We start from the raw sequence: 13,487 nt of genomic DNA on the forward strand, positions 1-13,487 counted from the left end.
CCGTCACAGCGGGGTCCGTCGCCGCAGCGTCCGTCCCGGCCGGGCCGGTCACAGCGCTGTCAGGTCCACCGAGCGGGCCAGCGCCGCCAGACCCGCGTCGCCCGGATGCAGATGGTCCCCGCTGTCGTACGCGGGGGCCAGACGCGCCGGCGCCGACGGGTCCCGCAGCACCGCGTCGAAGTCGAGCACGCCGTCGAAGACGCCCGTCCGCCGGATCCAGTCGTTCACGGCGGCCCGCTCGGCCTCCACGGCCGCCGTGCAGCCGTCGCGCCCGCCGCAGGGCAGCAGCGTGGCGCCGAGCACCCGCAGACCCCGCGCGTGTGCCCGCCCGGCGATCCCCTCCAGCGCGTCGGTGACCGCGTCGGAGTCCGTGCCCGAGAGCAGGTCGTTGACGCCCTCCAGGACGATCACCGTGCGCACTCCGGTCTGGGCGAACACGTCCCGGTCGAGCCGGTGCAGCGCGCTCACCCCGGTGACCGCGGCGGACGGTCCGTCGCCGGGGTAGCGGTCGGTCAGCAGCCGGTTGCCCGCGATGCCCTGGTTGAGGACGCCGTAGCGCGGGACGGCGTCCTGCGCCCGCAGCCGCGCGGCCAGCACGTCCGGCCAGCGCCGGTTGGCGTCCACGGTGGACCGGTCGCCGTCGGTGATCGAGTCGCCGAACGCCACCACCGACCCGGGCCCACCGCCCACGTCCACCCCGGTCAGCAGGGGCCAGCTCGTGAGCCGCCCCGGGTACGCCGTCCCCGCCGCGTCCCTCGTGTGGTCGCCGGGCTCGCTGACGTACGACCGCTGCAGGGCCAGCGCGTGCACGGGCGCCGCCCGCACCGTGCCCGGCAGATGGAAGCTGACCAGCAGATCCGCGCCCGCGGGCACGGCGAAGGCGAGCGGATCGCTGTACGCCTGCGCCCCCGCCGGGATCTCCACGCCCGCCGCCCCCTCGAAGCGCACCGGCGCCGGCGTGCCCGCCGCCGCGGCCCCGCTTCCGCGCACGGCCACCGTCGCCCGCCCGATCCGCACCGGCGTCCCCGCGAAGGTGTTGTCGAACCGCAGCCGCACCCGCTCCCCGCCGGCCGAGGCGCGCACCACCAGCCGCAGCGTCCGGTCGGTCCACGGGCCCACCGCCGGCCGGCCCGACGTCGCCGCCGCCCAGGAACCGGTCCAGCCGTCCGCCGTCGCCCGCACCGACAGTGCGAAGACGTGCAGCCCGGCGGCCCTCGGCAGCGTCACCGAGGCCACCTCGCGCCCCCGCGGCAGCGGCACGGTGACGACGTACAGCCGCGCCCGCTCGGACAGCTGCCCGCACAGCGTGTTGACGTGCGGCACGGCGACCGCCTTGGTCGCCGGCGGTCCCCGGCGCCAGTCCGGCGCGGTCAGTTCGTAGCGGGACGTGCCGCCGCCGGCGTACGCGACCGTGCCCGTGCCACTGACGTCGCGGCCGGCGGTGCCCGCGACGAGGAAGGCGAGCGCGTCGCCCCGGCCGCGCAGCAGCACGCGCTGCCCGTCGGCGACGACGTTGTCCGCCTCGCCCGGCGCCCGGTCCGGCCACCGCAGCCGGGCGCCCTGCACGGTCAGGGTCCGGCCCGGCGACCAGCCGGCGGCGGCGAGGTCCCGCGCCGGAAGGGACGCGCCGCGGCCGTCGAAGTCCGCCTCCTCGGGGCGGGCGTCGTCGCTGACCGCCGTGTTGTCGAAGAGCGACTCCAGCGGCAGCGGCGGGCCCGGCGCGCCCCGCTCGCCGGTGGCGCGGGCCGAGGCCGCCGGCAGCACGGACGCGCACAGCAGGAGGACGACGGCGAGCCTGCGCACTCCTCGGACTCCACGGCGTGTCAACGGCTCCTCCGGCCCTCGGGCTTGGTGCGGATCGCACGCACGGCGTTCCGTGAAGCTATGGAGGAGGTCTCGCGGGGTCAACGAACCATGCGCGAACGAGGCGTGAAACCGCCCGGACGACGGGACGCGATCGCCCGCGCGCCTGTGGTGCGCACGCGGGTGCGAATGACACGCTGTCGGTATGAACATCCCTTTCCTGGGTCACCGGCGCAAGCGACCCGGGGTGCCCGACGCCGCGGGCATCGCCGAACTCCTGGCCGAGTGCGAACTGCTCCGCTCCCAGGCGGGCCTGGAGGGCGTCCGGCTCGACGACACGGCCGAATCGCTGGAGGCGCTCGACCAGCTGCTGCCGCGCTGGCGGGACGACGCGGAGATCCTGCCCTGGCTGGGCAACGACGCCGGGCTGTACCTCGGCACCGTCATCGTGCGGACCGTCCCCGGCGCGGCCTGGGAGCTGTGGCCGGACGGTCAGCCGGTGGTACGGCTGGCCTCCGGGCGCGAGTTCGACGTCGTGGCCTCGGGGCAGGAATGGGCGGCCAACGGCGCGCCCGAGCTGTCCCAGCTGTACGCGGAGGTCGCCGAGTCCTGACCCGCCCCGGAGTTCGGCCCCGCCCGCACCCCGGTGTGCGGGGAGTGCGCCCCCCGCTCGCCTCAACGTGGCCCACAGGCCTTAGAGTCGTAACCTCCCCGAGCCGGTTCGTTCCGGCAGCGGCCGGAGATCACTGCTCGCGCGGCGGCGCCGACACGTACGACGGGTCGTTCGCCGGCGAGGAGAAGGTCAGCGCGCCGGACGGGTTGTGCTCGAAGCAGAGCGGGTCGACCGTGTCGACGACCAGGGCGGGCCGGTGCCCGGCCGGGACGTCGTGGGCCGCGGAGGACATCTCCGGGCCGACGGCGGACGGCCGGCCCGGTGTCCCGCCCGTGGAAGGTGAACGGGGCGAGGACGACCGGCTTGCCGAGGCCGGGCGGGCCCCCGTCGCGCAGGACGCGACGGGGGCCCGCTCTCCTCGGTCGGGGTGGGCGGCGGTGCGTGCGGCTGGGCAGGCGCACGCCCAGCGCCGTCGGCGTGGCGAACCGCGCACCGGGCGCGCCCGGTCAGGGAAGGCCGCGGGCGGCCGGCTCGTCCGCGCACTCCTCGGGAACGGCGACATCGAACGCAAACGTCCCGCCTTCCCGGCGCCGGTACTCGGCCTCCGCCGCGGCCCGGTCCGCCGCGATCCCGTCCGCGATGCGCTCGCAGTCCACGACCGCCGTCCGGGCCGTGTTTCCGGTGTCCTCCGGCTCCGGCCCGCCGCCGTCGGCGGGGCCCGGCTCCAGTGCCGACGTCGCGGCGAGCCCGCCGAGGCAGAGCGCCGCCCAGAGTCCGACGGCCGTCCTGCGTCCGTTCACCGGTCCGCGCCGCCGGAGGCGTCGGCGCTCTCCGCCGCGGGAGCAGGCGTCCGGGCCGCCCGTGTCACGTCCGCGACCAGCTCCACCACGTCGGGCCCGTACGCCTGCGAGTTGACGACCTTCAGCAGCAGGACGAAGGCGTCGTCGCGGTACTTGCGGGCCAGCTTCTCGTGGTGGCGGGCCAGATAGCGGGTCGCCGCCTGGTTGGTGATGGCCCGCTGACCACAGAACAGGAACACGGGCCGCGCGTCGCGGCGGTCGCCGACGGTGAGCCGGGCCAGCAGCACGTACTCGGTGACGCCGTGGTCCATGCGGTAGTGCTCGCCGCCGATGCGGAAGGAGGCACGGTCCGGGCCCGGTTCGGGATCGGTGTTGACCTGCACGCCGGGCAGCATGGCCGACATGTGCGCCGCCATCCGCCGACTCGATCCCGGCCCGCCCACGCAGAACTCCGTGCGCTCGCCGAAGCCCTGGTGGACCGTGTCCTGGGTGACGACCTGGATGTGCGCCCCGCAGTCCTTGATCAGCGCGGACAGCTCCAGCATCGCGAACACGTCGAAGCGGTGGACGGCCGGTTCGGAGGTGGCGGGGTCCCGGTTGACGACGAGCAGCGACTCGGAGTTGTCCGGCAGCCCGAAGAACGCCTGCTTGCGGCGGAGCCTGCGTTTCCACAGGTAGGTACGGGCGAGCCAGCCCAGCGCGGCACTGATGCCGGCGGCGACCACGCCGAGCACGATGTTGCGTACGTCGTCGGTCATGGGCGCGCATGCTAGCGGCCCTCGCCGTACCGGTGTTCGACAGGTGCGTGAAGACTTGAGCGTGAAGACTTGAGCTTGAAGTCGTGCGCGTGAAGTCGTGCGCGTGAAGTCTCGCTCACTCCACGGCGGCGGGCTTGTGGGGCCGGAAGTCAAGCCGTCCGTCGGCCACGTCCACCCGCACCCGGTCGCCCTCGCCGACCCGGCCGTCCAGCAGCAGCCGCGAGAGCCGGTTGTCGATCTCCCGCTGGATGGTGCGGCGCAGCGGCCGGGCGCCGTACTCGGGCTGGTAGCCCTGGCGCGCCACCCAGTCCACCGCCGCGTCGCTGAACTCCACGCCCACGCCCTGCGCGTGCATCAGCCGCCGTGTCCGCTCCAGCAGCAGATCGGTGATCCGGTGCAGTTGTTCGGGGGAGAGCTGCCGGAAGACCACGATCTCGTCGACGCGGTTGAGGAACTCCGGCCGGAAGTGCTCCCGCAGCGGACGCAGGATCTGCTCCCGGCGCGCCTCCTCGTCGGCCTCTGCGCCGCCCGGTCCGAAGCCGATGCCCGCGCCGCGCCGGGTGATCGCCTCGGAGCCGAGGTTGCTGGTCATCACGATCACCGTGTTGGTGAAGTCGACCGTGCGGCCCTGGGAGTCGGTGAGCCGGCCGTCGTCCAGCACCTGGAGCAGGATGTTGAAGACGTCCGGGTGCCCCTTCTCCACCTCGTCCAGGAGCAGCAGCGAGTACGGGTGCCGGCGCACGACCTCGGTGAGCAGGCCGGCCTCCTCGTGCCCGACGTACCCGGGCGGCGCGCCGACCAGCCGGCTGACCGTGTGCCGCTCCTGGTACTCGCTCATGTCGAGGCGGACCATGCGGTCCTCGCTGCCGAACAGCGCCTCGGCGAGGGCGCGGGCCAGCTCGGTCTTGCCGACGCCGGTGGGGCCGAGGAAGAGGAAGCTGCCGATCGGCCGGTCCGGGCTGGCGAGCCCGGCGCGCGAGCGCAGCACCGCCTCGGCGACGACGCGGACCGCCTCGTCCTGGCCGACGACCCGCTCGTGCAGATGCTGTTCGAGGCCGAGCAGCCGGTGCTTCTCCTCCTCGGTCAGCCGGCTCACCGGGATGCCGGTCAGCCGGGACACCACCTCGGCGATCGCCTCCGCGGTGACCTCCAGATGCTGTCCCTCGTCGGCCTGCCCGTCGCCGGCCGCCTCGGCGATCCGCTGCCTCAGCTCGGTGATGCGGTCGCGCAGCCGCATGGCCTGCTCGTAACTCTCGTCCGCGACCGCCTGGTCCTTGTCCCGCGCCAGCTGCTCGGCCTCGCGCTCCATGGCCCGTACGTCCGTCCCCTTGGTGCGGGCGTGCAGCCGTACCCGCGCGCCGGCCTGGTCGATCAGGTCGATGGCCTTGTCGGGCAGCCGGCGGTCGGTGAGATAGCGGTCGGACAGCTCGACGGCGGCGACCAGTGCCTCGTCGGTGTACCGGACCTGGTGGTGGGCCTCGTAGCGGTCGCGCAGGCCGCGCAGGATCTCCACGGCGTCCTCGGCGGTCGGCTCCGGGACGAGGATCGGCTGGAAGCGGCGGGCCAGGGCCGCGTCCTTCTCGATCCTGCGGTACTCCTCCAGCGTGGTCGCGCCGACGACGTGCAGCTCGCCGCGGGCCAGGGCCGGCTTGAGGATGTTCCCGGCGTCCATCGAGCCGCCCTCGCCGCCCCCGCCCGCGCCGACGACGGTGTGCAGCTCGTCGATGAAGACGATCAGCCGGTCGGAGTGGGCGCGGATCTCGCCCACGATGTTGTTCATCCGCTCCTCGAAGTCGCCCCGGTAGCGGGTGCCGGCGACGACGCCCGTCAGGTCCAGGGCGACCACGCGGCGTCCGCCGAGCACGTCGGGCACGTCCCCGTCGGCGATCCGCTGGGCGAGCCCCTCCACGACGGCGGTCTTGCCGACGCCCGCGTCGCCGATCAGCACGGGGTTGTTCTTGCCGCGCCGGGAGAGCACCTCGATGGTCTGCTCGATCTCGTCGTCCCGCCCGATCACCGGGTCGATACGGCCCTGCCGGGCGAGGTCGGTGAGGTCCCGGCCGTACTTGTCGAGCGTCGGCGTGCCGGTGGGCCGGGGCTGCTCGGTGCGCGTCCGGGCGGCCGGCGGGGCGTCGGGGGCGTCCGGCGCCTGCACGCCGTCCGGGCTGAAACGGGCCGCGTTCAGGATGTGCCCCGCGGCGGAGTCCGGGTTGGACGCCAGGGCGCTGAGCACGTGCTCGGGGCCGATGTATCCGGCGCCGGCCGCGCGGGCCAGGTCGTGCGCGTCGAGCAGGGCGCGCTTGACGGCGGGGGTCAGGGACAGGGCCGAGGGCGGGGGGACGCCGGCGTCCGGGTACTGCACCGGGCCCGAGCGCTCGTCGATCTCCGACGCCAGCGAGTCGGGGTCCGCGCCGGCCCGGCTCAGCAGACTGCGGGTGGGCTCCTTGGCCAGGGCCGCGCGCAGCAGGTGCTGGGTGTCGAGGTCGCGGCTGCCGTGCTCGGCCGCGTACTGGGCCGCGCCGCGCACCAGCTCCCGGGCCGGATGGCTCAGCAGCCGGCCGATGTCGATCTGGCGCGGGCCCGGGCGGGGGCCGCCGAAGAAGCGGGCCAGGAACTCGCTGAAGGGGTCGGGGCCGTAGCCCTCCGGGCTGGTGAAGCCGCTGGTCATGGGCGTGTGTTCCATTCCCTCGACTGCGCTGCCGGGTGCGACCAGTGCCCGGGAGGGGCGCCGGTCACACCCACCTTCGCACGATCGGGGGAGGGTCGCCTGTGGGCGGGGCGGGGTGTTCGCGCGGTTCCCCCCGAGCCCCTGGGGCCGGTCGTGGTGGGCCGGTCGCGCAGTTCCCCGCGCCCCTTGGCGGCGTCTGCGTGGGGGCCCGTCGCCCGGTCGCCCCGTGTCCGTCGGCGGCGTTCCCGTGCCCGCGGGGCGTCCGGCTCCCCGCGTGCCCCTGCCGCTGCTCCTCTACCGCTCCGTCAGGATGCGAGGGCCCGAGTCCGTGATCGCCACCGTGTGTTCCACGTGGGCCGCCCGGGAGCCGTCGTTCGTACGCAGGGTCCAGCCGTCCGCGGCGGCGTGGTAGTCGTCCGTGCCGCCGCCGATCAGCATCGGCTCGATCGCCAGCACCATGCCGTGCCGCAGCCGCATCCCCCGGCCCGGCCGTCCCTCGTTCGGGACCGGCGGGTCCTCGTGCATGCGGCGGCCCACCCCGTGTCCCCCGAAGTCCTGCGGGATGCCGTAACCGGCGGCGCGGCACACCGTGCCGACGGCGTGCGCGATGTCGCCGATCCGGTTGCCGACGACGGCCGCCTCGATGCCCGCGGTCAGCGCCCGCTCCGCCGTCTCGATCAGCCGTACGTCCGCCGGGCGGGGCCTGCCCACGATGAAGCTGATCGCCGAGTCGCCCGCCCAGCCGTTCAGCTCGGCGCCGCAGTCGATGGAGACCAGGTCGCCGTCGCGCAGCCGGTACGTCGTCGGGATGCCGTGCACGATCGCGTCGTTCACCGAGGCGCAGACGACGGCGGGGAAGGGCGTGGGCGCGAAGGAGGGGCGATAGCCGAGGAAGGGTGACCCGGCGCCGGCCTCGCGCAGCACCTCGTGCGCCACTTCGTTCAGCTCCAGCAGTGACACACCCACGTCCGCGGCCTGCCGTACGGCTGTCAGGGCGCGGCCGACGATCCGGCCGGTCTCGTGCATCGCGTCGAGGGACGTGTCCGTCTTCAGTTCCACCATGCCAATTACTATACCGGTATTAGAATGGCGTCATGGTACGCACCCCACTGACCCCGGAAGAGCGCGAGCGCGGCGAGCGGCTCGGCATGCTGCTGCGCGAGGCCCGAGGCGCCCGCAGCATGGCGGACGTGGCGGCGAGCGCCGGCATCTCCGCCGAGACGCTGCGCAAGATCGAGACCGGCCGGGCCCCGACGCCGGCCTTCTTCACGGTGGCCGCCCTGGCCGGCGCGCTCGGCCTGTCGATGGACGAACTCGCCGGGAGGCTGGCGCCGTTGACGCTCTGAGGCGCATGCGCGCGGTGGAAAACTCCCCGTAGCGAGTTCGTAACACGACTGGTGTTGTCTGACGGACCGGAGTGCTCCGGTCTATCGGGGGTCGGTCGATGGCGGTGGAACAACTCCCGGGCCGGGTACGGGAGTTCGCGAACTATCTGAACGGTCTGCTGACGCGCCTGGATCAGGGCGGCGGATGGTGCGCGGTCTTCTGGCAGCGCGATCCCGACGGCATGACGGCCTGTCTCGAGGGACGCGAGGTGCCGCCGTGGGACGTGGTCGAGGCGCTGCTCCAGGATCTCGCCGCCGCGCACGGGCCCGAGGCCGCGCACCGCGAGCGGGAACACGCCCGGCCGCTGCACGGCGCCGCGCTGGCGGCGTACGACGACCGGCCCGGCGGCCGGGACGCCCTCGCCGACCGGCTCGACGTGATGCTCCGCGAGCAGCGGTACGCCGCCGAGCGCATCGCCGCACTCGGCCGAGCCCTGGCCTCCGCGGCCTCCCGGCAGCAGGCCGACGCCCTCCGTCTCGACCTCGCCTGGGCCCGCGACGACCACGAGCGCGCCACCGCCCGCTGCGCGGAACTGCGGGCCCGGATGGAACGCACGGCCCACCGCCCACCCGGCGCCCCGTCCCCAGGCGGAACCGGCGTGGTCCCGCGTCCGCAGCCCGAGGACACCCCGGCGGTCCAGGAGCCCGCGTCGGCCCCCCAGTGGCCGGTCCCCCGGCAGGCGAGGGCCGGGCACCGGCCCGCCGGTGACGACGGCCGGGCCGGCACCGCCCGCCCGGAGGCAGGCGCCGAGCAGGCCCCCCGCGACGTCCGGGCCGCGGACGGCCGGCCCGGCGACGGCGTCCGGCGGACCCCGTACACCCCGCACACCCGGCCGGCCCCCGGCGACCACGCCGTCCAGCGCCCGTCGCCCCACCGGCAGGCCCCGTCCACGGCCCCCGCCCTCCCGGATCCCGCTCAGGACGCTCCCCGAACCGCCGCGCGGCCCACCCCCGCCCCCGCCGACCCCTCGCCCTCCGTCCCCAAGCAGCGCAAACGCCGCCGCGGCAGTGCGCGCTTCGCCGGAATGGAGGAGGAAGCCGTCGCCCCCTCCGTCGCGCCCCCGGAGGCCGCCGCACCGGCGCCGGCCGCGCCGCGTGCCGCCGAGGGGCGGACGCCGCGCGGGGCCCGGTTCGCCGGCGCCGCCGCCGACGAGGCGGCGGAGGAACGGGCGCGACCGCGGGCCGAGCCCGTCGACGCACAGGCCCGGCGCGAGATCGCCGCCACGGTGGGGGCGCTGCACCGGCTGCGCGCCGAGGGACGCAGTGGCGAGGCGCACGCCCTGCTGGCGGAGACCGCCCACTGGCCCGCCGCCCGCTATCCGCTGCTCGCCGCCGAGATGGAGCGCGCCGGGCTCGGCGCCGACTGGGCGACGCTGCTGTGGGAGGCCGCCTCGCTGCCCGCCGACCGGCTGGTGGAGGCCGCCGACGCGCTGGTCGCCGCGGGCCGGGGCGGGGACGGCGAGCAGATCCTGCGGCAGGGAGTCGTCCGGCCTGCGTACGAGATCGGCGAGACCGTGCGCGCGCTGGCCGCCGAGGGGCGGCTGCGGGAGGTGCGCGCGCTGCTCGACGCATACGTCCGGATGCGCACGCCCGAGGAGGCCGCGCACAGCGCCGAGCACGACCCGGTGACCCTCGTGCCGCTGCTGCTGGAGGCCGCTCGGGGCGTCTCGGCGGAGCGGCACTGGGATCTCGTGCACGCCCTCCGGGTCGCCGGCCTGTCCGCCTGAACGCCCGGCGATCACCCACCGGAGTGTGAAACGCGACCGACCCCGCGGGTTAACGACGATGGTCTTGGCAAGGCCCTTCCCGAGGCATACGTTCATCCCTCTACGACCCGCCTCTACGGGCGTAGAGGCTCTGACGTCCCGTCGAAGGAGCAGCTCATGGCGAACGTCGTCCGCGCCGCTCTGGTCCAGGCGACCTGGACCGGCGACACCGGGTCCATGGTGGCGAAACACGAGGAGCACGCCCGGGAGGCGGCCCGGCAGGGCGCCCGAGTGATCGGCTTCCAGGAAGTGTTCAACGCCCCCTACTTCTGCCAGGTCCAGGAACCCGAGCACTACCGCTGGGCCGAGCCCGTGCCCGACGGGCCGACCGTGCGTCGCATGCAGGACCTCGCGCGCGAGACCGGCATGGTGATCGTCGTCCCCGTCTTCGAGATCGAGCAGTCCGGCTTCTACTACAACACCGCTGCCGTCATCGACGCCGACGGCAGCTACCTCGGCAAGTACCGCAAGCACCACATCCCGCAGGTCAAGGGGTTCTGGGAGAAGTACTACTTCAAGCCCGGCAACCTCGGCTGGCCGGTCTTCGACACCGCCGTCGGGAAGATCGGCGTCTACATCTGCTACGACCGTCACTTCCCGGAGGGCTGGCGTCAACTGGGCCTGAACGGCGCCCAGCTCGTCTACAACCCGTCCGCCACCCACCGCGGCCTCTCCTCCCACCTGTGGCGCCTGGAGCAGCCGGCCGCGGCCGTCGCCAACGAGTACTTCGTCGCCGCGATCAACCGCGTCGGCGTCGAGGAGTACGGCGACAACGACTTCTACGGCACGAGTTACTTCGTCGACCCGCGCGGACAGTTCGTCGGCGACACCGCGAGCGACAAGGAGGAGGAACTCGTCGTCCGCGACCTCGACCTCGACGTCATCGAGCAGGTGCGGCAGCAGTGGGCCTTCTACCGCGACCGCCGCCCCGACGCCTACGAAGGGCTGGTGCAGCCGTGAGCGACGAACTGCTGGGACGCCACCGGGCCGTGCTGCCGGACTGGCTCGCCCTCTACTACGACAAGCCCCTGGAGATCACCCACGGCGAGGGCCGCCACGTCTGGGACGCCGCCGGCAACAAGTACCTCGACTTCTTCGGCGGCATCCTCACCACCATGACCGCGCACGCCCTGCCCGAGGTCACCAAGGCGGTCGCCGAGCAGGCCGGGCGGATCATCCACTCCTCCACCCTGTACCTCAACCGGCCGATGGTCGAACTGGCCGAGCGCATCGCCCACTTGAGCGGCATCCCGGACGCCCGGGTGTTCTTCACCACCTCCGGCACCGAGGCCAACGACACCGCGCTGCTGCTGGCGACGACGTACCGGCGCAGCAACACGATCCTGGCCATGCGCAACAGCTACCACGGCCGCTCCTTCGGCACCGTCGGCATCACCGGCAACCGCGGCTGGTCCCCGACCTCGCTCACCCCGCTGCAGACCCTGTACGTCCACGGCGGCGTCCGCACCCGCGGCCCCTACGCGGCGCTGGACGACCGGGAGTTCATCGCCGCCTGCGTCGAGGACCTCACCGACCTGCTCGGCCACACCCGTCCGCCCGCCGCGCTGATCGCCGAGCCCGTGCAGGGCGTCGGCGGTTTCACCTCCCCGCCGGACGGCCTGTACGCGGCCTTCCGCGAGGTGCTGCACGAACGCGGCATCCTGTGGATCTCCGACGAGGTGCAGACCGGCTGGGGCCGCACCGGCGAGCACTTCTGGGGCTGGCAGGCGCACGGCCGCAGCGGCCCGCCGGACATCGTCACCTTCGCCAAGGGCATCGGCAACGGCATGTCCATCGGCGGGGTCGTCGCCCGCGCCGAGATCATGAACTGCCTGGACGCCAACAGCATCTCCACCTTCGGCGGCACCCAGGTCACCATGGCGGCCGGCCTGGCCAACCTCGCCTACCTGCTGGAACACGACCTCCAGGGCAACGCCCGGCGGGTCGGCGGCCTGCTCATCGAGCGGCTGCGGGCCGCCGCCGCGCAGGTCCCCGCCGTACGCGAGGTGCGCGGGCGGGGGCTGATGATCGGCATCGAGCTGGCCCGGCCGGGCACCGACGAGGCCGACCCGCAGACCGCCGCGGCCGTGCTGGAGGCGGCCCGCGAGGGCGGGCTGCTCATCGGCAAGGGCGGCGGCCACAACACCAGCGCGCTGCGGATCGCGCCGCCGCTGTCGCTCACCGTCGCGGAGGCCGAGGAGGGCGCCGCGATCCTCGAACGCGCCCTGCTCGGCGTCGCCTGACCCCGCCGTCCGCACCGACCACGCAGGAGGGAAGGCAGCAGCATGAGCAGCCGTACCGTCATCCGCGGCGGTCTCGTCGTCACCGCCTCCGACGAGACGCACGCGGACGTCCTGATCGAGGACGGCCGGATCGCCGCCCTCGCCGCCGCCGGCACCCGGGCCGCCGAGGCCTGGACCGCACAGAACGTCCTCGACGCCACCGGGAAGTACGTCATCCCGGGCGGCGTCGACGTCCACACCCACATGGAGCTGCCGTTCGGCGGCACCTTCGCCTCCGACACCTTCGAGACCGGCACCCGCGCCGCCGCCTGGGGCGGCACCACCACGATCGTGGACTTCGCGGTGCAGAGCGTCGGCCGCTCCCTGCGCGAGGGCCTGGACGCCTGGCACGCCAAGGCGGAGGGCAACTGCGCGATCGACTACGGCTTCCACATGATCGTCTCCGATGTGAACGAGGAGACGCTCAAGGAGATGGACCGGCTGGTGGAGGAGGGCGTCACCTCCTTCAAGCAGTTCATGGCGTACCCCGGCGTCTTCTACTCCGACGACGGCCAGATCCTGCGCGCCATGCAGCGCTCCGCCGAGAACGGCGGGCTGATCATGATGCACGCCGAGAACGGCATCGCCATCGATGTCCTCGTGGAGCAGGCGCTGGCCCGCGGCGAGACCGACCCGCGACACCACGGCGAGGTCCGCAAGGCGCTGCTGGAGGCGGAGGCGACGCACCGCGCGATCCGGCTGGCGCAGGTCGCCGGGGCGCCGCTGTACGTCGTGCACGTCTCGGCGGCGGAGGCGGTCGCGGAGCTGGCCAGGGCCCGCGACGACGGGCTGAACGTGTTCGGGGAGACCTGCCCGCAGTATCTGTTCCTGTCCACCGACAACCTCGCCGAACCGGACTTCGAGGGCGCCAAGTACGTGTGCAGCACGCCCCTTCGGCCCCGTGAGCACCAGGAGCGGCTGTGGCGGGGGCTGCGCACCAACGACCTCCAGGTGGTCTCGACGGACCACTGCCCGTTCTGCTTCGCCGGCCAGAAGGAACTCGGCCGCGGGGACTTCTCGAAGATCCCCAACGGGCTGCCGGGCGTGGAGAACCGGATGGACCTGCTGCACCAGGCCGTGGTCGAGGGGCGCATCTCGCGCCGCCGCTGGATCGAGATCGCCTGCGCCACCCCGGCCCGGATGTTCGGCATGTACCCGAAGAAGGGCACCATCGCCCCGGGCGCCGACGCCGACGTGGTGATCTACGACCCGGGCGCCGAACAGGTCATGTCCGCCGAGACGCACCACATGAACGTCGACTACTCGGCGTACGAGGGCAAACGCGTCACCGGCCGGGTCGAGACCGTGCTCTCGCGCGGCGAACCGGTCATCACCGAGCGGGAGTTCACCGGCCGCGCCGGGCACGGCGTCTACACCCCGCGCTCCACCTGCCAGTACCTCCTCTAGGAGCG

Annotated in this window: 11 protein-coding genes and 1 pseudogene; 6 read left to right on the top strand and 6 right to left on the bottom strand. The window is 74.2% G+C overall.

Translation table 11 applies throughout. The annotated features are described in order from the left end of the window. Window positions 1–48 precede the first annotated feature (48 nt). A complete protein-coding gene (locus tag ACZ6KF_RS06160) occupies window positions 49–1,803 on the bottom strand; it encodes an SGNH/GDSL hydrolase family protein (protein ID WP_469175852.1) in 1,755 nt (584 codons plus the stop codon). 205 nt (window positions 1,804–2,008) lie between these two features. On the opposite strand from ACZ6KF_RS06160, the gene ACZ6KF_RS06165 reads away from it, so the two are divergent. Then, window positions 2,009–2,416, top strand: coding sequence for a DUF6278 family protein (locus tag ACZ6KF_RS06165; RefSeq protein ID WP_356627867.1), 408 nt, complete (start codon window positions 2,009–2,011; stop codon window positions 2,414–2,416). Window positions 2,417–2,546: 130 nt separating this feature from the next. Here ACZ6KF_RS06165 and ACZ6KF_RS06170 read toward each other — a convergent pair. The 5 genes and pseudogenes from ACZ6KF_RS06170 to map all read right to left on the bottom strand — a co-directional run. Then, window positions 2,547–2,811 (bottom strand): annotated as a pseudogene (locus ACZ6KF_RS06170) (acyl esterase); the annotation flags it as partial. A 111-nt stretch (window positions 2,812–2,922) separates the two neighbouring features. After that, window positions 2,923–3,216 (bottom strand): hypothetical protein, encoded by a 294-nt coding sequence (locus tag ACZ6KF_RS06175; RefSeq protein ID WP_356627868.1) that lies wholly within the window; start codon window positions 3,214–3,216, stop codon window positions 2,923–2,925. Continuing rightward, window positions 3,213–3,974, bottom strand: coding sequence for a hypothetical protein (locus tag ACZ6KF_RS06180; RefSeq protein WP_356627869.1), 762 nt, complete (start codon window positions 3,972–3,974; stop codon window positions 3,213–3,215). Before ACZ6KF_RS06180 ends, ACZ6KF_RS06175 begins: the two co-directional genes overlap by 4 nt. Window positions 3,975–4,089: 115 nt before the next feature. Further along, a complete protein-coding gene (locus ACZ6KF_RS06185) occupies window positions 4,090–6,642 on the bottom strand; it encodes an ATP-dependent Clp protease ATP-binding subunit (RefSeq protein WP_356627870.1) in 2,553 nt (850 codons plus the stop codon). A gap of 294 nt (window positions 6,643–6,936) precedes the next feature. Then, window positions 6,937–7,704, bottom strand: a complete 768-nt coding sequence (gene map / locus ACZ6KF_RS06190; RefSeq protein ID WP_356627871.1) for a type I methionyl aminopeptidase — start codon at window positions 7,702–7,704, stop codon at window positions 6,937–6,939. 32 nt (window positions 7,705–7,736) lie between these two features. Here map and ACZ6KF_RS06195 point away from each other — a divergent pair, with 32 nt between their 5' ends. The 5 genes from ACZ6KF_RS06195 (at window position 7,737) to hydA (ending at window position 13,482) form a co-directional block, all read left to right on the top strand. Continuing rightward, window positions 7,737–7,988, top strand: a complete 252-nt coding sequence (locus ACZ6KF_RS06195; RefSeq protein WP_356627872.1) for a helix-turn-helix domain-containing protein — start codon at window positions 7,737–7,739, stop codon at window positions 7,986–7,988. A gap of 98 nt (window positions 7,989–8,086) precedes the next feature. Then, complete coding sequence (locus ACZ6KF_RS06200) at window positions 8,087–9,754, top strand: hypothetical protein (protein WP_469175856.1); 1,668 nt, start codon at window positions 8,087–8,089, stop codon at window positions 9,752–9,754. Between the two features lie 156 nt (window positions 9,755–9,910). Continuing rightward, window positions 9,911–10,753 (top strand): nitrilase-related carbon-nitrogen hydrolase, encoded by an 843-nt coding sequence (locus tag ACZ6KF_RS06205; protein ID WP_356627874.1) that lies wholly within the window; start codon window positions 9,911–9,913, stop codon window positions 10,751–10,753. Continuing rightward, window positions 10,750–12,036, top strand: a complete 1,287-nt coding sequence (locus tag ACZ6KF_RS06210) for an aspartate aminotransferase family protein (RefSeq protein ID WP_356627875.1) — start codon at window positions 10,750–10,752, stop codon at window positions 12,034–12,036. Before ACZ6KF_RS06205 ends, ACZ6KF_RS06210 begins: the two co-directional genes overlap by 4 nt. A 42-nt stretch (window positions 12,037–12,078) precedes the next feature. Beyond that, window positions 12,079–13,482, top strand: a complete 1,404-nt coding sequence (hydA, locus tag ACZ6KF_RS06215) for a dihydropyrimidinase (RefSeq protein ID WP_356627876.1) — start codon at window positions 12,079–12,081, stop codon at window positions 13,480–13,482. Window positions 13,483–13,487: the final 5 nt, after the last annotated feature.

The sequence above is a fragment of the Streptomyces sp. NPDC046379 genome, from assembly GCF_055587785.1.